Genomic DNA, 18,463 nt, shown 5'->3' on the forward strand with positions numbered 1-18,463 from the left:
GCGCAGGATCTCAGGGCTGGCGGGGTCACGGCAGGCGCCAGGCCTGGAAGGTGGGGCCGTCGGCGGGGAGGGTGACCACGCCGGTGGGGTCGGGGCGGAGCGCGGGCGCGCCGCCGTGGACGTTCTCTCCGGCGGGGAGGCCCGAGAGGCGGAGCGGGGTGCCCGGGGCGCGGCGGGCCAACACCAGGACGGATCCGGTCGGCGCCTCACGGAGGAAGACCAGCGTGTCCGGGTCGGCGTGCACCCAGCGCAGGCCGCCGTGGCGCAGCGCCGGCTCGCCCCGGCGCAGCGCCAGCAGCGACCGGTACGCGGCGAACGTGTGCTGGTCCCAGCGCTCCGGCCGGTGCCACGGCATCGGGGTGCGCGAGCCCTCCCCGTTGCTGCCGGTCAGCCCCAGCTCGTCCCCGGCGAAGACCACCGGCGTACCGGGCATGGTGGCGAGCAGGCCGGCGGCCACCTCCTGCCGCGCGGCGTCGCCGACCACCGTCCGGATCCGGGCCGAGTCGTGCGAGCCGAGCAGCTGCCAGGAGTGCACGTACGACCGCCAGGAGATCAGCGAGCGGTAGGTGTTCATGGTGGCCAGCACCGCGCCGGTGTCCCGCCGGGGCGCCCCGCCCGGAGTGCCGAGGAAGTTCGGGACCGGGGCGTCACCACGCCGCAGCCAGGACCAGATCGGATCGGTGAAGCCGACGTAGTTCATGGTGCCGTGCCAGCCGTCGCGGTCCAGGTCGCCGGTGTGGTCGTGGCCGTGCTCGGCGAGCAGCAGCCCGTCGGGCCGGGTGTCGGCGACCACCTCGCGCAGCAGCCGCGCCACCTCGTGGGTGTACGCGTCCGCGCCGCGCCGGCCGGTCATGTTGGCCACGTCGACCCGCCAGCCGTCCAGCCCGTACGGCGGGCGCAGCCAGCGGCGCAGCAGCGAGTCCCCGGCGGTGGCGAAGCGGCGGCGCAGCTCGGCGCTGCCCCAGTTCAGCTTCGGCAGCGACTTGACCCCGTTCCAGGATTCGTAGTCGCCGGTCGCCTCGTCGAAGTAGTACAGCTCGCGCTCGTGGGCGTTGACGTCCGAGGCGGCCCGGGTGAACCACTCGTGCGCGTCCCCGGTGTGGTTGCTGGTGATGTCGCCGAGCAACCGCCAGCCCCGGGCGCGCACCGCGGCGGCGAGCCGGGCCAGCGCGGCGTCCCCGCCGAGCAGCGGGTCGACGGTGTCGAAGCTGGCCGCGTCGTACCGGTGGTTGGAGCGGGCCGGGAAGATCGGCGTCAGGTAGACGGTGTTCACGCCGAGCCGTGCCAGGTGGTCCAGCCGCTCGGTGATGCCGTCCAGGTCGCCGCCGTAGAACTGGCGCGGCGTCTCCGGGCCGCGCCCGATGACGGGGGTGTCCCAGTCGCAGACAATGGCCCAGTCGGGCGCGGTCCGACCGTCGGCGGCGGCGGAGCGGGCGAACCGGTCCGGGAAGATCTGGTAGATCACCGCGTCCCGCGCCCAGGCCGGCGGCGGGGCGTAGCTGACCAGCTTGAAGTCGCCGTTGTCGGGCACGTCGTGGTCGACCAGCCCGGCGGCGTTCAGCCAGCGGTAGCCGGTGCCGCCGGTGAGCATGAACCGGTAGTTGCTGACCGGGTTGCGGACCTCGACGTCGGCCCGCCACCACACGTCGCCGCCCGCGCGGCGGTCGACGCTGGCCTCGGCGAAGCGCGGTTCGCCGTCCCCGGTGGTCCGGACGTGCACCTGGCGCACGTCGGCGTCCGCGGGCACCCGGACGAAGACCGGCACGGTCTGGCCGAGCGCGGGCTCCTGCTCCGGGACGTAGGTGGCGGATCCGTCGTGGTGCGGGGGCAGGGGCATGAGGAAGCCTTTCGCGTCGATCGGACGGGGAGAAGGAGGGCCCGTCCGCCGCGGCCGGTCTCCCGGCCACGGCGGTCAGCCCTGTGACTGCTCCGGTGTACGTCGACCCGACGCCCTTGCCGCAGCGTGCGATTGCCTTCGGAGGGTGGCTCCGCCCGTGCGGCGGACCCGGACCACTCAGCTCGCGTCGCGCGAAGAGCGGCCACCCCTCCGCTTCAGTTCATCCCTTGACCGCTCCGGCGGTGAGGCCGGAGACGATGTAGCGCTGGAGGAGTTGGAACACCAGCACCGTGGGGATCGCCGTGAGCAGGGTGCCCGCCGCGAACATCCCGAAGTTGTTGTTGCGCTCGCCGGCCACCAGGCCGAACATGCCGACCGCGAGGGTCTTCGACTCGGTGTTGGTGAGGAACACGTTGGCGATGATGAACTCGTTGATCGAGCCGATGAAGGCGAGCAGCCCGGTGACCGCCAGGATCGGCGCCACCAGCGGCAGCATGATCCGGAAGAAGACCTGGGCGTGCGTGGCGCCGTCCATGGTGGCCGACTCGTCCAGCTCCTTCGGCAGGGTGTCGAAGAAGCCCTTCATCAGCCAGGTGTTCGCCCCCAGCGCGCCACCCATGTAGAGCAGGAACAGGCCCCACGGGGTGTTGAACCCGATCGCCGGCCACAGGTCGGTCACCGTGGTGAAGATCAGGAAGATCGCCACGATGGCCAGGAACTGCGGGAACATCTGGATCAGCAGCAGGGTGAGCAGCCCGACCCGGCGGCCGACGAAGCGCATCCGGGAGAAGGCGTACGCCGCCAGCGCCGACAGGAAGATCGACACGAAGCTGGCCACCCCCGCCAGGAGCAGCGAGTTGAGGAACCAGTGGACGAAGGCGGTCCGGCTGAACAGGTTCGTGAAGTTCTCCACCGAGGCCCCGGTGGGGAGCAGCTCGGTCGAGGAGAGCGTGCCGAGCGGGTTGAGCGCGGCGGAGAGCACGAACAGGATCGGGAAGACGCTGAACGCGACCGCCAGCACGCCGACCAGGTGCCGCCAGCCCACCTGGGCGAACCAGCGGCTTCTCGCCTTCCCGGTGGCGTTGCGGTTGGCGACCGGGGCGTCCGCGTAGGTGGTCATGAGTACACGTCCTCCTGCCTGCGGGTCCGCGAGAAGCTGATCGCCGAGACGGTCGCCACGATTGCGAAGATGAAGATCGAGACGGTGGCGGCCATGCCGAACTCGGCGCCCTGAGCACCGAACGCCAGCCGGTAGGTGTAGGTGATGAGCAGGTCGGTCGCGCCGTTGGTCGGGTTGTCCGGCGCGAACGGCCCACCCTCGGTGGTCAGCCAGATCGCGTTGATGTTGTTGAAGTTGTACGCGAACGACGCGATCAGCAGCGGCGAGAGCGCGACCAGCAGCAGCGGCAGGGTGACCGACTTGAACGACTGCCACGGCGAGGCGCCGTCGACGGAGGTGGCCTCGGTCAGCTCCCGCGGGATCGCCTGGAGCGCACCGGTGGCCACCAGGAACATGTACGGGTAGCCCAGCCAGAGCTGCACCAGCAGCACCGCGCTGCGGGCCGACCAGGCCTCCCCGAACCAGTCGACGTGCAGCCCGAACAGGCTGTTGACCAGGCCGAAGTCGCTGTTGAACATGTCCCGCCAGACCAGGAGCATCGCGAACGACGGCATGGCGTACGGCAGGATCAGCAGCACCCGGTAGAGGTTGGTGCCCTTCATCCGCGGCGAGTGCAGGGCGAGCGCGATGGCCATGCCGAGCAGGAAGGTCAACCCGGTGGAACCGATCGCGAAGGCGAAGTTCCAGACCAGGGTGCCGAAGAACGGGCCGGAGATGTCCGGGTCGGTCAGCACCCGGCTGAAGTTCTGCACCCCGACGTTGACCTTCCAGCCCTGGGCCAGCCGCTCGCCGTCGGCCGCGACGAAGGAGCCCGTCGCCTCGTCGGCGGTCCAGGTCTTGCCGGTCTCGCTGTCCTTGACGCAGTCGCACCCGGCGTCGTACGCCCGGACGGCCTTGCCCTCGTAGGCCCGGGACAGGCCGTTGGAGCGCAGGGCACCGCCGGGCGTCGGCACCACCAGGTTGGTGATCTCCGGGCTGCGGCCGCTGGCCTGGCCGAAGTTGAGGATGGTGTAGCCGTTTGCGGCGGTGACCTTGCCGGTCGGGCTGACGGTGACCTCGGCGGCGTCGAGCTTGCGCAGCCCGCCGGCGTCGCCGGCGGAGACCTCGCCGGTCTTCGGGTCGGTGACCAGGAAGACCAGCGGGCCGGTGGTCGGATCGCCCTTGGTGGCGATGGAGAGGGCGTATTCGGTGGAGCCCGGGACCTGCTTCACTGAGGAGGTCTGGATGGCGACGATCGCGTCGTCCTTGCTGCCCCGATGGCCGTCGCCGAAGTTCGTGAAGGCGGTGCTCGCGGTGTAGAGCACCGGGAAGACCTGGAAGGCGATCAGGAAGAGCGTGCCCGGGACCAGGTACTTCGCCGGGATGTGCCGGCGGGTGAGGTAGAGGTAGAACAGGCCGGCGGTGGTGACCGCCAGGATGGCCAGCCCGATCCACATCCCGGCCTCGACGAGCGGGAAGGCCGCCCAGATCGCGATCCCGGCCACCAGGCCGAGCAGGACCACCTTGACGATGAGGCCGGTCGCGGTGATCGGCGCGTGGTTCCGCGCGTCACGGGAGGTGCGCGGGAGCCCGGAGCGGACGGGCTCCCGGCCCGGAGCCTGCGTGGCAGGCTCCGGGCCGGACAGCGACGTGCTCATTACTTGATCTGACCCGCGATGGTCTTGCCCGCGGCGGTGATCGTCTTGGCCGGGTCGGCGCCACCGATGATGGCGGCCTCCGCCTTGCCGAACGGGTCCCAGATCGCGGCCATGGCCGGGATCGCCGGGAGCACCTGGCCGTTCTTGCCGGCCTCGGAGAACTTGGCCAGGTCCGGGTCGGTGCCCTTGACCTGGTCGAAGGCGGCGGTCAGCGCCGGCGGGCGCGGCTCGGCCTGGTACAGGGCGACGGCCAGCTCCGGCTTGGTCACGTAGTTGGTGACGAACTCCTGGGCCAGGGCCTTGTTCTTGCCCTTGGCGGCGACGTAGAACGCCTGGACGCCCACGAACGGCTGGGCCTCCTTGCCACCGGCGAAGCCGGGGACCGGGGAGATGTCGTAGGAGATGTTCGCCTTCTTGGCGTCGGCGATCGCCCACGGGCCGGAGACCAGGAAGGCGCACTTCTTGCTGGTGAAGGTGGCGATCGAGTTCTCGCCGGTGATGGAGCGCTTCAGCGCACCCTCGCCCTTCTCACCCAGCTTCGCGATCTTCTGGAAGGCCGCGATCGACTCCGGCTTGCCCACGCCCAGGTCCTTCGGGTCGTAGTCGCCGTTGGCGGTCGTGCCGAAGAGGTAGCCACCACCCGAGGTGTACAGCGGGTAGACGTGGTACGCGTCGCCGTTCTGGCCGGACTGGAGGCAGAGGATCTCGCTGGCCTTCTTGTCGGCCTTGAGCTTCTTGCCGGCGGCGACCAGGTCCTCGATCGTCTTCGGCGCCTCGGGGGCCAGCGCGGTGTTGCGGATCAGCGCGACGTTCTCGGTGGCGTAGGGGACGCCGTAGACCTGGCCGTTGAAGGTGACGGCCTTGATCGCGGTCTCGTTGAAGCCGCTCTTCTGCTCGGCGGCGAGCTGCACCGGGTCGATGGCGCCGTTCTGCACCAGGTTGCCGATCCAGTCGTGCGCGCCGACCACGACGTCCGGGCCGCTGCCCTGCTGGGAGGCGGTGACGAAGTTGGTCTGCAGGTCCTTGGAGACGGCCTGCACCTCGACGGTGACGCCGTTGTCCTTGCCGAACTGCTCGGCGAACGGCTTGAGGGCCGCGGTCCGCTTGTCGTCGGCCCAGATCACCAGCTTGCCGGTGGCGCCCGCGGGCTTGGCGGACTCCTGGGCGGCCGGCTTGTCGCTGTCACTGCTGCCACAGCCGGAGGCGGCGAGCGCCAGGCCGAGGACAGCGACCACACCCGCGGTACGGATGCGCATCGGTACTCCTGTCGTCATGGCGGCCCGCCGGGGGAAGGACGGTCCGCCAGTGGAAAGCTCTGAAAGTTCTTGCTGCCCGGCGCGGGGGGCCGCGCCGCTGCTCTCGCATGTTGCGGGGACGTTAGCAAGACGTTGCAGCGAATGGAAGAGCTTGCAGAGCTGTACGCAAGAACTTGCCCCTTGAGCTAAAGTGCCGCCATGCGCGCTCGACTGTCCGACATCGCCCAACAGGCCGAAGTCAGCGAGGCCACGGTGTCGCGGGTGCTCAACGACCGCCCCGGAGTGGCCCCGGAGACCCGGCAGGCCGTCCTCACCGCCCTCGACGTGCTCGGCTACGAACGCCCCGCCCGGCTGCGCAAGCGCAGCGCCGGACTGGTGGGCCTCGTCGTACCGGAGCTGGAGAACCCGATCTTCCCGGCGTTCGCCCAGGTCATCGAGTCGACGCTGGCCCAGAGCGGCTTCACTCCGGTGCTCTGCACGCAGACGCCCGGCGGGGTCACCGAGGACGAGTACGTCGAGATGCTGCTGGACCGGCAGGTCTCCGGGATCGTCTTCGTCTCCGGCCTGCACGCCGACACCGCCGCCAACCACGACCGGTACCGGGCGCTGATCGCCCGGCCGCTGCCCGTCGTCATGATCAACGGGTACGCGCCCGGCATCGCCGCCCCCTTCGTCTCCTGCGACGACCGGGAGGCCACCGAGCTGGCCGTCGCCCACCTGGTGGCGCTCGGCCACCGCCGGATCGGCCTGATCACCGGCCCGGACCGGTTCGTGCCGGTGCAGCGCCGGGTGGCCGGCTTCCGGGCGGCGATGCCCCGGCTGGCCAACGTGGCCGAGAGCGAGCTGGACGAGCTGGCCGAGCTCTCCCTCTTCGGCGTGGAGGGCGGCGAGGCCGCCGCCGGTCGGCTGATCGAGCGGGGCGTCACCGGCATCGTCTGCGGCTCCGACCTGATGGCGCTCGGCGCCATCCGGGCCGCCCGGCAGCGCGGGCTGACCGCGCCCGGCGACGTCTCCGTGGTCGGGTACGACGACTCCCCGCTGATGGCCTTCACCGACCCGCCGCTGACCACCATGCGCCAGCCGGTCGCGGCCATGGCGGTGGCCGCGGTCCGGGCCCTGGTCGACGAGATCAACGGGCACGGCGCGCCGCACTCGGAGTACCTCTTCCGCCCCGAGCTGGTGGTGCGCGGCTCGACCGCGGTGGTCCGCCAGCCCGGTGCCGCGCCGGCCGGGTCGACGCGGCAGCGCCCGGTCACCCCGACCCTCGCCATCCCGGCCTGACCCCCCGCGCGGCGCGACCGTCCGCGGCCTCGTCGCCAGCTCGGCGACGTGGGTGGGGGCTGGCCGGGGTGACGGACGTCATTTCTTGCGCAAGGAATGCTTGACTCTTGCAACATTGGAGCGGCATTCTGCAGGCACCCGCGCCGCACCACCCACGCCCGCGCGCGGCTGCCGCCGCGCCAGAGAACGGGGATCGTCACCGATGACCGCCGCCACCAACCCCACGCCGCAGACCTCCGATGACGACTGGTGGCGATCCGCGGTCGTCTACCAGGTCTACGTCCGCAGCTTCGCCGACGCGAACGGCGACGGCGTGGGTGACCTCCAGGGCATCCGGCAGCGCCTGCCGTACCTGCGCGACCTGGGCGTCGACGCGCTCTGGCTGACCCCCTTCTACACCTCGCCACAGGTCGACGCCGGCTACGACGTGGCCGACTACCGCGACGTCGACCCGCTCTTCGGCTCGCTCCCCGACTTCGACGCGATGATCACCGACGCGCACGCTCTGGGCCTGCGCATCATCGTGGACCTGGTGCCCAACCACACGTCCAGCCGGCACCCGTGGTTCACCGCGGCCCTCGCCGCCGGCCCGGGCTCGGCCGAGCGGGAGCGCTACCTCTTCGCCGAGGGCAAGGGTGAGTCCGGCGAGCTGCCCCCGAACGACTGGGAGAGCATCTTCGGCGGCCCGGCCTGGACCCGGGTGGCGGACGGCCAGTGGTACCTGCACCTGTTCGACCCGGCCCAGCCGGACCTGAACTGGCGCCACCCGGAGGTGCGCGCGGAGTTCGAGGACGTGCTGCGCTTCTGGCTCGACCGGGGCGTGGACGGCTTCCGGATCGACGTGGCCCACGGCATGATCAAGGCCGAAGGGCTGCCGGACGTCGGATTCAGCTCGACGACCACCGGCCAGCGCCAGTCCGAGCTGCTCGGCAAGGGCCGCCTCCCCTACTTCGACCAGGACGAGGTGCACGACATCTATCGCGCCTGGCGGCCGATCCTGGACAGCTACCCCGGTGGCCGGATGGCGGTTGCCGAGGCCTGGGCGGAGACCCCGCAGCGGCTCGCCCGCTACATCGGCCCGGACGAGCTGCACCAGGCGTTCAGCTTCGACTTCCTCGACGCCACCTGGTCGGCCGACTCGTTCCGCAAGGTGATCGACACCGCGCTGGCTGAGTCGACCATCGTCGGCGCCCCGACCACCTGGGTGCTCTCCAACCACGACCGGCAGCGGCACGTCACCCGGTACGGCGACGGCGAGGTCGGCCTGCGCCGCGCCCGGGCGGCCGCCCTGCTGATGCTGGCCCTGCCCGGCTGCGCCTACGTCTACCAGGGCGAGGAGCTGGGCCTGCCGGAAGTGCTGGACCTCCCCGACGAGCTGCGCCAGGACCCGGCGTTCCTGCGGACCGGCGAGAGCCGGGACGGCTGCCGGGTGCCGATCCCGTGGAGCGGCGAGCTGGCCCCGTACGGCTTCGGCCCGGAGGGCGGCGAGCTGAGCTGGCTGCCGGCCCCCGCGACGTGGCGGGCCCTCTCGGTGGCCGCCCAGACCGGCGTGCCCGGTTCCACGCTCGAGCTCTACCGTGCCGCGCTGCGGATCCGGCACGCACATCCGGCGCTGGCCGGCACCACCGGCGGGGTAACCTGGCTGGAGTCCGAGCCCGGCCTGCTCGCGTTCCGGCGGGCGGCCGGGGACGCCGAGCTGACCTGCCTGGTCAACCTCAGCGGCGCCGAGGTCACGATCGACGGGTACGGCCAGCCGATCGTCGCCAGCGCCGACCTCACCGAGCAGGGCGCCGGACACGTCCTGCCGGTGGACGCAGCTGCGTGGTTCGAACGGCGCTGAGCCGGGTAACCCGCCATTGACCTGGTCGTCCGTTGTGCCCCGCGCCGACGGGCGACTGGGCAACCGACCCCTTGTGGTGGGGGGTGAGGTGGCGTCGGCGCCTCGGGGAGTCCGCTTCCCGGGGCGCCGGCGGCCATCTGGGAGCGTGGCGTTGCGGGCTGACCCGTCCGGGGTACCGGGCAGGAACCAAGAACCGGCTGCACCTCGACCTCAGGCGCCCTTGCTGGTGAGCAGCTTCGCGATGCGGGCGAAACCGGCGCGCACCTCGGCCTCGCTCGGCGCGGTGACGGGCTCCGGCTCCGGCTGCCGCTCGGCGGCCAGCTCCAGCTCCTCGTCGAGGGTGTCCTCGAAGTCGCCGTAGAGGTCTGCCGCGTCGATCCGGGCCGCCTCGTCCTCCGCCGCGATCTGCGCGGCGGCGATCTCGCCCCGGATCTCCTCCGCGGACAGCGCCGGCAGCAGCGGCTCCACCACCGCCATCAGCTGCTCCTCCGCGACCACCGCCTCGGCCAGGGCCAGCGCGTGCGGGCGCTCGTACGGCCCGCAGACCACCGGCTCCCACTCGTCGACGTCGCCGAGCGGGCCGAAGGTGATGATCCACGGCAGGCCGAGCATCGGCGAGTCGTCCGGCAGGTCCAGTGTCACGAGTGCCCCCACGGGCTCATCATGGTCGCTCCCGCCGCGAACGTGGGCGTCATTCGGCTCAACTGCCGCCGCTCCCGATGTCGCCCGCATGACATGCCCTCACGATCCGCCGGCGTCGAGCGCGGCGCGGACCAGGGCGAGCGCCCGGTCCGGCGGGACGCCCAGCCGCCGCGCCTCGACGGCGTACTCCGCCGCCGCGCGGTGCAGCCGGTCGGTCGCGTCGTCGCGCCCGGGCGCCACCACGGTGCCGTGCCGGCCCCGGGTCTCCACCAGCCCGGCCGCCTCCAGCTCCCGGTACGCCCGGGCCACCGTGTTCACCGCCAGGCCCAGGTCGGTGGCGAGCTGCCGGACGGCAGGCAGCCGGGTGCCGACCGGCAGCCGGCCGTCCCCGATCATGCCGGCGAGCTGCCCACGCACCTGCTCGTACGGCGGCACCGCCGAGGTCTGGTCGATCCGGATCCGCATGTCAGCCCGCTCCTCCCGGCGTACCCGGATCGGTCTCCTCGTCGACCTCCACGTCCACCTCCGCCGCCGAGGGGCCGTCCGCCAGGTCGACCACCCGGCCGTACCGGCTGGTGGCGGCCAGGGCCGCGCCGAAGAGCACCAGCTGGTTGAGCAGGTAGAGATAGAGCAGCAGCCCGACCGCGGTCGCCACCACGGTGTACGCGGGGTTCCGCTCGGTCCGTACCACGTAGTAGCGCCCGACCGTGTTGAGCAGGGTGATGCCGACCGCGACCGCCAGGACGACCGGCCGCAGCCGGCGGCGGCTCATCCGCAGCCGGGGCACCGCCACCAGCAGCGCGGTGGCCAGCACTGCGTTGACCAGGACACTGAACACCGCGCTGATCGTGGTCAGCCCCACCGACCCCGTGCTGCGCAGCAGGAAGCGCAGCAGCGACTCCAGCGCGTCGACGGCGGCCACCGAGAGGCCGAGCATCACGAAGACCGCCACCAGCACGCCCAGGTCGACCAGGCGGCGAACCACCAGGTTGCCCGGTTGCTGGTTGAAGCCGTACATCAGCCGCTGCGAGGAGCGGATCGCCTCCACCCAGCCGATCCCGGTGAAGACCAGGATGACCAGGCCGATCACCCCGACGGTGTTGCTGCTCTGCGCGATCTGCTGCGCGTCGAGGAAGGGCAGGTTCTCCTTGAGGAAGTCCCCCGCGGCCCTGCTGACCTCGTCGTTGTCCTGCAGGATCGCGCCGAAGATCCAGTAGCCGACCAGGGCCAGCGCGAAGACCGCGAAGAAGCCGTAGTAGGCGATCGCCGCCGCGAGCCGGCCGCCCAGCACGTCGCCGTAGAGCGTCCCGGCCCGCCACAGGTGGTCGAAGAGCGTCGAGCGCCGCCGCGCCGCGTCCACCCGGCGGCCGAGGGCCTCCTCGATCCGGCCGATCGCGTTCACCACGTCATCCTCGCCGATCCTGCTGGGAGGCGAGGGCAGCCCGGCCGCGCGCTCAGCTCAGCCGCCGAGCCGGAAGTCCCGGCGGGGCTGCCACCGGGTCAGCCCGCTGTGCGAGAAGAGGGTGAACGCCTCCACCTCGAAGAGCGCGGAGAAGTCGGCCAGGTCCTCGTACGCCCGGTCCAGCGCCTCCGGCGCGACGTCCTGCGCCACCGTGACGTGCGGGTGGTACGGGAAACGGGCCTCCCGGTGCAGCTCGGGTGCCGCCCGGATCGCGGCGGCCAGCAGCTCGCACTCGCTGATCCCGGCCGCCACCGCCACGAAGACCACCTGGGTGACCGGCCGGAAGGTGCCGGTGCCCCGCAGGTGCAGGGTGAACGGCAGGTGGGCGGTGGCCACCTCGGCCAGGTGCTTCTCCACCGCGGGCAGCGCGGCCACCGGGATCTCGGTGGGCCCGAGCAGCGTCACGTGGGCCGGGACGGCCTGCGGGTCACCGGCCTCGACCCGGCGGCGGGTCAGCATCCCGCCCCACGGCTCGGGGATGTCCACCGCGATCCCGATCTGGATGGTGTCGCCGGCGTCCGGCTCCCCGTCCCTGCGATCCACGCTCCGCGCCACCCCTCCGGCCACCGACTGCGTCCCCACCCGTTCCGTCGCGCCGGGCCGTTACTCGAAGCGGACCGGCGGGAAGAAGCCGACCCGCTCGTACGCCGTCCGCAGCGTGGCGGCGGCGACCGTCCGGGCCTTCTCCGCGCCGTGCGCGAGCAGCTTGTCCAGCTGGGCCGGGTCGTCCAGGTAGGCACGGGTGCGCTCCTGGATCGGCGTGACGAACTCCCGGACCACCTCGGCGAGGTCCTTCTTCAGGTCGCCGTACCCCTTGCCGGCGTACGCGGCCACCAGCTCGTCGATGCCCCGGCCGGTGAGCGCCGAGTAGATCGTCAGCAGGTTGGAGATGCCCGGCTTGGTCTCGGCGTCGAAGACGATCTCGCGGCCGGTGTCTGTCACCGCGGAGCGGATCTTCTTGGCCGAACGGGCCGGATCCTCCAGCAGGTCGATGATGCCGGTCGGCGAGGAGGACGACTTCGACATCTTGGCCGTCGGGTCCTGCAGGTCGGTGATCTTCGCGGTGTCCTTGACGATGTGCGGCGCGGGCACCGTGAAGGTGGGGCCGAACAGCGAGTTGAACCGCTGGCCCAGGTCCCGGGAGAGCTCCAGGTGCTGGCGCTGGTCCTCGCCGACGGGGACGGCGTTGGCCTGGTAGAGCAGGATGTCCGCGGCCTGCAGGATCGGGTACGTGAAGAGGCCGACGCTGGCCCGCTCGCTGCCCTGCTTCTGCGACTTGTCCTTGAACTGGGTCATCCGGCCGGCCTCGCCGAAACCGGTGATGCAGCCGAGCACCCAGGCCAGCTGCGGGTGCTCGGGCACCTGCGACTGGACGAACAGGGTGCTGCGCTCCGGGTCCAGCCCGAGCGCGAAGAGCTGCGCGGCGGCGACCCGGGACCGCTGCTTGAGCACCTTCGGGTCGTGGCCAGCGGTGATGGCGTGCAGGTCGACCACGCAGTAGAACGCGTCGTGGGTGTCCTGCAGGGCCACCCAGTGCCGCACCGCGCCCAGGTAGTTGCCGAGGTGGAACGAGTCGGCCGTCGGCTGGATGCCGGAGAAGACGCGTGGGCGGGCGGGAACGTCGGGCATGCCGGCAATTCTGTCAGCAACCCATGGCCTACGTCATGACGGGCCGGCCGGTCGGCTCTCGGCAGCCGCCACCGGGGCGGTGACCTCGCGCCGCTGCTCGGGCAGGCGCGCCGGAGAGACCGCGAGCCGGGCCACCCGCCGCCCGTCGAGGGCCAGCACCCGGAGCAGCCAACCCTCCGGCGGGTCCGCCGGGTCGGGAGCGGCGGCGCCATCCGGACCGGCGGTCACCGGCACCTCGTCCCCGGCGACCGGCAGCCGGCCCAGGGCGGCCATCACGAAGCCGCCGACCGTCTCGTACGGCCCGGCGGGCAGCGGCACGCCGGTGCGCTCGGCGAAGTCGGCCAGGTTGAGCCGCCCGTCGACGACGGCGGGCAGGCCGGCATGGGCCGGGTCGGGCGGGCTGTCGTACTCGTCGTGGATCTCGCCGACCAACTCCTCGATCAGGTCCTCGCAGGTGACGATGCCGGCGGTGCCGCCGTACTCGTCGACGACCACGGCGAGGTGGTGGCCCTCGCGGCGCATCTCGGTCAGCGCGGCCAGCACCCGCTTGCTGCCGGGCAGCTGCTTCACCTCCCGGGTCAGCTCGCCGACCGTGGTGCACGGGTCGCGGTCCGGGCGGAGCAGCACGTCGCGCAGGTGGACGAAGCCGACCACGTCGTCGTGGGTGCCGTCGACCACCGGGTACCGGGTGTGCGTCTCGGCCCGGACGACGCGTTCCGCCTCGGCAATGGTGAGCCGGGCGGAGAGGAAGACGACCTCGGTGCGGGGCATCATCACCTCGCGGACCAGGCTCGCCCCGGCCACCAGCACCTCGTCGATGATCCGGCGTTCGTCCGGGTCGAGCAGGGTGTTGGCGGCGACCAGGTCGCGCAGCTCCGCCTCGCTGATCCGCTCCCGGCCGGCGGTGGGGCTGGCCCCGAGCAGGTCGGTGACGAGGCGGGTGGCGCCGTCGGCGGCGCGGACCACGAGCCGGGCGACGGTCCGGGCGAGCGGCCCGGGTTCGCGGCGGGACCGCCCCGGCGGTCGTCGCCGGGGCCCGGGACCACCCGCTTCCCGCATGACAAGGATCGTAGACAGCGTCGGCCGTGCACCCGCGCCTATGTTCGGATCTGTTCAATCATGGCGGAACGTGGTGGAATAGCGGCTGGGCACGCGGAGCGCGGGCACCGCCGGCGGCCGTAGGGTGCTCACGAACGGCCGCTGCAGGGCGGCCAGGCAGGAGGAACCTGACGTGAAACTGCTCGTCACCGGAGGCGCCGGCTACATCGGCAGCGTGGTGACCCGGATGCTGCTGGACAACGGCCACGACGTGACCGTCCTGGACGACCTGCGGACCGGCCACCGGGAGGCCCTCGCCCCCGAGGCGACCCACGTCGACCTGCCGATCCACGAGGCGGCCCGGGTGCTCACCCCGGACGCCGGCTTCGAGGGTGTGCTGCACTTCGCGGCGCTGATCGCCGCCGGCGAGTCGATGGTCAAGCCCGAGCTGTACTGGCACAACAACACGATCGGCTCGCTCGCCCTGATCGACGCGGTCCGGGCCGCGCGGGTGCCCCGCCTGGTCTTCTCCTCCACCGCCGCCGTCTACGGCAACCCCACCGAGCTGCCCATCCCGGAGACCGCCGTCAAGGCCCCCACCAACACGTACGGGGCCACCAAGCTGGCCGTCGACATGGCGCTCACCTCCGAGGCGATCGCGCACGACCTGGCCGCGGTCTCGCTGCGCTACTTCAACGTGGCCGGGGCGTACCTGCACGGCGGCCGGGCGATCGGCGAGCGGCACGATCCCGAGACCCACCTGATCCCGATCGCGCTCGACGTCGCCGCCGGCCGGCGGGAGAAGCTCCAACTCTTCGGTGACGACTACCCCACCGTCGACGGCACCTGCGTGCGCGACTACATCCACGTCGAGGACCTGGCCCGCGCCCACCTGCTCGCACTGACCGCCGCGACGCCCGGCCGGCACCGGATCTACAACCTGGGCAACGGCAACGGCTTCACCAACCGGCAGGTCGTCGACGTGGTCCGCGAGGTCACCGGCCACCCGCTGCCGGTCGAGGTGGCGCCGCGCCGCGAGGGCGACCCCGCCGAACTGGTCGCCTCCTCCGCGCTGGCCCGCGAGGAGCTGGGCTGGGTGCCGGCGAAGCCCACCCTGCACGACATGGTCGGCGACGCCTGGGCCTTCTACCGCGCCCACGTTCTGGAGCAGCGATGATCGAGTCCGACACCTCCGTCGGTGCCGTCGCGGAGCGCTCCACCGCCGGCTTCCGTCAGGTGTACGGGGCCGAGCCCGCGGGCCGCTGGGCGGCTCCCGGGCGGGTCAACCTGATCGGGGAGCACACCGACTACAACGACGGCTTCGTGCTGCCGTTCGCGCTGCCGCTGCGTACCGTGGTGGCCGCCGCGCCCGGCGACGACGAGCGTTGGACGGTCTGGTCGGAGCTCTCCGACGGCCCGGTCGACTTCGGCGCCGCCGAGGCCGACTCGCCCGGCCGGGTCACCGGCTGGGCCGCCTATGTCGCCGGGGTGGTCTGGGCGCTGCGGGCCGCCGGACACCGGGTGCCCGGCGCCCGGCTGGCCATCGCCTCCGACGTGCCGGTCGGCTCCGGGCTGTCCTCCTCGGCGGCCATCGAGGCGGCGGTGCTCGCCGCCCTGGTCGACCTGGGCGGGCTGGACCTCCCCGCCGACCAGCGACCCCGGCTCGCCCAGCGCGCCGAGAACGACTACGTCGGCGCGCCCACCGGGATCATGGACCAGTCCGCGGTGATCCGCTGCCGGCAGGGGCACGCCCTCTTCCTGGACTGCCGCAGCGAGTCCGTCGAGCACATCCCGTTCGACCTGGACGCCGCCGGGCTGGCCGTGCTGGTCGTGGACAGCCGCGCCCCGCACCGGCACGCCGACGGCGAGTACGCCTCCCGCCGGAAGTCCTGCGAGCGGGCCGCCGCGCAGCTCGGGGTGCCGGCGCTGCGGGACGTCTCCCCCGACGACCTGGCCGCCGCGCTGGACCGGCTCGACGACGACGAGACCCGCCGCCGGGTACGGCACGTGGTCACCGAGGACCAGCGGGTGCTCGACACCGTGAAGCTGCTGCGCGCCGGCCGGATCCGGGACATCGGACCGCTGCTGACCGCGTCGCACGCGTCGATGCGCGACGACTTCGAGATCACCGTGCCGGAGATCGACACCGCGGTCGACGCGGCGCTGGCCGCCGGGGCGTACGGGGCCCGGATGACCGGCGGCGGCTTCGGCGGCTGCGTCCTCGCCCTGGTCGACGCCGACCGCGCCGACGCCGTGGCGCGCGCCGTCGCCGAGGCGTACGCCGAGCGCGGCTTCACCGCCCCCGGCACGCTGACCGTTCTCCCCGCCCCCGGCGCCGGCCGCCTGACCTGACCCCCCCCCCACGCGCCCTGTTACACGGAAGAGTGGCTGTCCGCGCTCGGACAGCCACTCTTTCCGTGAATCTGCGCCTCGACCGCGCCGGGGATCGGTCAGCCGGCTTCGACGATCATGCCGGCGCCGACGGTGCGGTTGGTCGACTCGTCGATGATGACGAAACCGCCGGTGGTGCGGTTGCGCCGGTACTCGTCCGCCAGCAGCGGCACCGTCGTCCGCAGCCGGACCCGGCCGATCTCGTTCAGCCTCAGCTCACCGGCCGACTCGTCCCGGTGCAGCGAGTTGACGTCCAGCCGGTAGTGCAGGCCACGGACGATCGCCCGCGCCGAACGGGTGGTGTGCTTGATGGCGTACCGGCCGCCGACCTGGAGCGGGCGGCTCTCGTCCATCCAGCAGACCATCGCCTCGATGTCCTGCGCCACCGTCGGGGCGTTGTGCGGCCGGCAGATCATGTCGCCGCGCGAGATGTCGATCTCGTCGGTCAGCCGCACCGTCACCGACATCGGCGGGAACGCCTCGTCCACCGGACCGTCCGCCGTCTCCACCGAGGCGATCCGACTGGTGAAGCCGGACGGCAGCACCATCACCTCGTCGCCCGGCTTCAGCACCCCGGAGGCCACCTGGCCGGCGTAGCCCCGGTAGTCGGTGACCGTGGTGGACTGCGGCCGGATCACGTACTGCACCGGAAACCGCACGTCGACCAGGTTGCGGTCGGACGCGATGTGCACCCGCTCCAGGTGGTGCAGCAGCGACGGCCCCTCGTACCAGGGCATGTTCTCCGAGCGGGAGACGATGTTGTCGCCCCGCAGCGCGGAGATCGGCACCACGGTCAGGTCCGGCACGTCGAGCTTCGCGGCGAACGCGGTGAACTCGTCCGCGATCCGCTCGAACACCTCCTGCGACCAGTCGACCAGGTCCATCTTGTTGACGCAGAGGACCAGGTGCGGCACCCGCAGCAGCGAGCAGAGGAAGGCGTGCCGGCGGGACTGCTCCACCAGGCCCTTGCGGGCGTCCACCAGGATCAGCGCCAGGTCGGCGGTGGAGGCGCCGGTGACCATGTTCCGGGTGTACTGGATGTGCCCCGGGGTGTCGGCGATGATGAACTTCCGCCGCGGGGTGGCGAAGTAGCGGTACGCCACGTCGATGGTGATGCCCTGCTCCCGCTCGGCCCGCAGGCCGTCGGTGAGCAGCGCCAGGTTGGTGTACTCGTCACCCCGGGCCGCGCTGACCGCCTCCACGGCGGCGAGCTGGTCGGTGAAGAGGGACTTCGTGTCGTACAGCAGCCGACCGATCAGGGTCGACTTGCCGTCGTCGACGCTGCCCGCGGTGGCGAACCGCAGCAGGTCCATCGGCCGGGCCGACGCGTCGACCTCGGCCGGCGCAAAGGTCTCGACGCTCATCAGAAGTAGCCCTCTCGCTTGCGGTCCTCCATGGCGGCCTCGCTGACCCGGTCGTCGCCGCGGGTCGCGCCGCGCTCGGTGATCCGGGTGGCGGCGACCTCCTCGATCACCTTCTCCACCGTGTCGGCGTCCGAGCGGACGGCCGCGGTGCAGGAGGCGTCACCCACCGTGCGGTACCGCACCTGCGCCTTGAACCGCTCCTCGCCCGCCCGCGGGCGGAAGAACTCGTTGACCGCGTACAGCATGCCGTCCCGCTCGATCACCTCGCGCTCGTGCGCGTAGTAGATCGACGGCAGCGGGATCCGCTCCCGGGCGATGTAGTGCCAGACGTCCAACTCGGTCCAGTTGGACAGCGGGAAGATCCGGATCGACTCGCCCGGGTGGTGCCGGCCGTTGTAGAGCGACCAGAGCTCCGGCCGCTGGTTCTTCGGGTCCCACTGGCCGAACTCGTCGCGGAAGCTGAACACCCGCTCCTTGGCCCGGGCCTTCTCCTCGTCCCGGCGGGCACCGCCGAAGAGCGCGTCGAAGCGGTGCTTCTCCACCGCCTCGAGCAGCACCGGGGTCTGGATGCGGTTGCGGGTGCCGTCCGCCGCCTCGCGGACCATCCCCTTGGCCAGGGCCTCGGGCACGCTGGCCACGATCAGTTGCAGGCCCAGCTCGGTGACCCGCTGGTCGCGGTACTCCAGCACCTCGGGGAAGTTGTGCCCGGTGTCGACGTGCATCACCGGGAACGGGATGTTGGCCGGGGCGAAGGCCTTCTGGGCCAACCGGAGCATCACGATCGAGTCCTTGCCACCGGAGAAGAGCAGCACCGGGCGCTCCATCTCCGCGACCACCTCGCGCATCACGAAGATGCTCTCGGCCTCGAGCGCGTCGAGGTGCGAGACCTGGTACGCGGCGGGGGCGGTCATGACACGGCCTCGATTCGCTCGGATCCGCTCATGGGGATTCCAGACCTTTCCGGTC

At 72.1% G+C, this 18,463-nt stretch carries 16 protein-coding genes; 4 read left to right on the forward strand and 12 right to left on the reverse strand.

Annotation, left to right across the window (positions count from 1 at the left end; all coding sequences use genetic code 11):
* Positions 1-25: 25 nt before the first annotated feature.
* From I8N68_RS09510 to I8N68_RS09525, 4 genes are all read right to left on the reverse strand, one after another.
* On the reverse strand, positions 26-1,837 hold the full coding sequence (locus tag I8N68_RS09510) for a glycoside hydrolase family 13 protein (RefSeq protein ID WP_200209504.1): 1,812 nt from the start codon (positions 1,835-1,837) through the stop codon (positions 26-28).
* A gap of 220 nt (positions 1,838-2,057) precedes the next feature.
* Positions 2,058-2,957, reverse strand: a complete 900-nt coding sequence (locus I8N68_RS09515; RefSeq protein WP_200209505.1) for a sugar ABC transporter permease — start codon at positions 2,955-2,957, stop codon at positions 2,058-2,060.
* Positions 2,954-4,594: an ABC transporter permease subunit gene (locus tag I8N68_RS09520; protein ID WP_200209506.1), complete on the reverse strand. Its 1,641-nt coding sequence runs from the start codon at positions 4,592-4,594 to the stop codon at positions 2,954-2,956. Before I8N68_RS09520 ends, I8N68_RS09515 begins: the two co-directional genes overlap by 4 nt.
* Positions 4,594-5,850: a sugar ABC transporter substrate-binding protein gene (locus tag I8N68_RS09525; protein ID WP_200209507.1), complete on the reverse strand. Its 1,257-nt coding sequence runs from the start codon at positions 5,848-5,850 to the stop codon at positions 4,594-4,596. Before I8N68_RS09525 ends, I8N68_RS09520 begins: the two co-directional genes overlap by 1 nt.
* 198 nt (positions 5,851-6,048) lie before the next feature.
* On the opposite strand from I8N68_RS09525, the gene I8N68_RS09530 reads away from it, so the two are divergent.
* Complete coding sequence (locus tag I8N68_RS09530; protein ID WP_200209508.1) at positions 6,049-7,131, forward strand: LacI family DNA-binding transcriptional regulator; 1,083 nt, start codon at positions 6,049-6,051, stop codon at positions 7,129-7,131.
* 202 nt (positions 7,132-7,333) lie between these two features.
* On the forward strand, positions 7,334-8,971 hold the full coding sequence (locus I8N68_RS09535; protein ID WP_200209509.1) for a glycoside hydrolase family 13 protein: 1,638 nt from the start codon (positions 7,334-7,336) through the stop codon (positions 8,969-8,971).
* Between the two features lie 210 nt (positions 8,972-9,181).
* Here I8N68_RS09535 and I8N68_RS09540 read toward each other — a convergent pair whose 3' ends face one another.
* The 6 genes from I8N68_RS09540 to I8N68_RS09565 all read right to left on the reverse strand — a co-directional run bounded on the left by I8N68_RS09540 (position 9,182) and on the right by I8N68_RS09565 (position 13,763).
* The gene (locus I8N68_RS09540) at positions 9,182-9,625 is read right to left on the reverse strand and encodes a hypothetical protein (RefSeq protein ID WP_200209510.1); all 444 of its coding nucleotides are present in this window, start codon (positions 9,623-9,625) and stop codon (positions 9,182-9,184) included.
* Positions 9,626-9,712: 87 nt separating this feature from the next.
* A complete protein-coding gene (locus tag I8N68_RS09545; RefSeq protein ID WP_200209511.1) occupies positions 9,713-10,078 on the reverse strand; it encodes a GntR family transcriptional regulator in 366 nt (121 codons plus the stop codon).
* 1 nt (position 10,079) lies between these two features.
* Complete coding sequence (locus I8N68_RS09550; protein WP_200209512.1) at positions 10,080-11,015, reverse strand: YihY/virulence factor BrkB family protein; 936 nt, start codon at positions 11,013-11,015, stop codon at positions 10,080-10,082.
* A gap of 57 nt (positions 11,016-11,072) precedes the next feature.
* Entirely contained in the window at positions 11,073-11,657 is a 585-nt protein-coding gene (locus tag I8N68_RS09555) for a 2'-5' RNA ligase family protein (RefSeq protein ID WP_200209513.1), read from the reverse strand.
* A gap of 21 nt (positions 11,658-11,678) precedes the next feature.
* Positions 11,679-12,704 carry a tryptophan--tRNA ligase gene (gene trpS, locus I8N68_RS09560; protein ID WP_200209514.1) on the reverse strand — a complete coding sequence of 342 codons (1,026 nt, stop codon included), beginning with the start codon at positions 12,702-12,704 and terminating at the stop codon, positions 11,679-11,681.
* A 33-nt stretch (positions 12,705-12,737) separates the two neighbouring features.
* Positions 12,738-13,763, reverse strand: coding sequence for a hemolysin family protein (locus I8N68_RS09565; RefSeq protein ID WP_200209515.1), 1,026 nt, complete (start codon positions 13,761-13,763; stop codon positions 12,738-12,740).
* A gap of 172 nt (positions 13,764-13,935) precedes the next feature.
* On the opposite strand from I8N68_RS09565, the gene galE reads away from it, so the two are divergent.
* Both galE and galK read left to right on the forward strand, forming a co-directional pair.
* Entirely contained in the window at positions 13,936-14,919 is a 984-nt protein-coding gene (galE, locus tag I8N68_RS09570; RefSeq protein WP_200209516.1) for a UDP-glucose 4-epimerase GalE, read from the forward strand.
* Complete coding sequence (gene galK, locus I8N68_RS09575) at positions 14,916-16,094, forward strand: galactokinase (protein ID WP_200209517.1); 1,179 nt, start codon at positions 14,916-14,918, stop codon at positions 16,092-16,094. Before galE ends, galK begins: the two co-directional genes overlap by 4 nt.
* 98 nt (positions 16,095-16,192) lie before the next feature.
* On the opposite strand, the gene I8N68_RS09580 is transcribed toward galK, so the two are convergent.
* Together I8N68_RS09580 and cysD are read right to left on the reverse strand one after the other, a co-directional pair.
* The gene (locus tag I8N68_RS09580) at positions 16,193-17,497 is read right to left on the reverse strand and encodes a sulfate adenylyltransferase subunit 1 (RefSeq protein WP_200209518.1); all 1,305 of its coding nucleotides are present in this window, start codon (positions 17,495-17,497) and stop codon (positions 16,193-16,195) included.
* Complete coding sequence (gene cysD, locus I8N68_RS09585; protein ID WP_200209519.1) at positions 17,497-18,408, reverse strand: sulfate adenylyltransferase subunit CysD; 912 nt, start codon at positions 18,406-18,408, stop codon at positions 17,497-17,499. Before cysD ends, I8N68_RS09580 begins: the two co-directional genes overlap by 1 nt.
* Positions 18,409-18,463 lie beyond the last annotated feature (55 nt).

Origin of the sequence: Micromonospora coerulea (genome assembly GCF_016598485.1) — a bacterium.
Taxonomy (GTDB): Bacteria; Actinomycetota; Actinomycetes; order Mycobacteriales; family Micromonosporaceae; genus Micromonospora; species Micromonospora coerulea.

Coding starts and splice junctions, on each gene's coding strand:
- I8N68_RS09510 (WP_200209504.1), bottom strand. CDS start 1,837: ATGCCCCTGCCCCCGCACCACGACGGATCCGCCACCTACGTCCCGGAG.
- I8N68_RS09515 (WP_200209505.1), bottom strand. CDS start 2,957: ATGACCACCTACGCGGACGCCCCGGTCGCCAACCGCAACGCCACCGGG.
- I8N68_RS09520 (WP_200209506.1), bottom strand. CDS start 4,594: ATGAGCACGTCGCTGTCCGGCCCGGAGCCTGCCACGCAGGCTCCGGGC.
- I8N68_RS09525 (WP_200209507.1), bottom strand. CDS start 5,850: ATGCGCATCCGTACCGCGGGTGTGGTCGCTGTCCTCGGCCTGGCGCTC.
- I8N68_RS09530 (WP_200209508.1), top strand. CDS start 6,049: ATGCGCGCTCGACTGTCCGACATCGCCCAACAGGCCGAAGTCAGCGAG.
- I8N68_RS09535 (WP_200209509.1), top strand. CDS start 7,334: ATGACCGCCGCCACCAACCCCACGCCGCAGACCTCCGATGACGACTGG.
- I8N68_RS09545 (WP_200209511.1), bottom strand. CDS start 10,078: ATGCGGATCCGGATCGACCAGACCTCGGCGGTGCCGCCGTACGAGCAG.
- trpS (WP_200209514.1), bottom strand. CDS start 12,704: ATGCCCGACGTTCCCGCCCGCCCACGCGTCTTCTCCGGCATCCAGCCG.
- I8N68_RS09565 (WP_200209515.1), bottom strand. CDS start 13,763: ATGCGGGAAGCGGGTGGTCCCGGGCCCCGGCGACGACCGCCGGGGCGG.
- galK (WP_200209517.1), top strand. CDS start 14,916: ATGATCGAGTCCGACACCTCCGTCGGTGCCGTCGCGGAGCGCTCCACC.
- I8N68_RS09580 (WP_200209518.1), bottom strand. CDS start 17,497: ATGAGCGTCGAGACCTTTGCGCCGGCCGAGGTCGACGCGTCGGCCCGG.
- cysD (WP_200209519.1), bottom strand. CDS start 18,408: ATGACCGCCCCCGCCGCGTACCAGGTCTCGCACCTCGACGCGCTCGAG.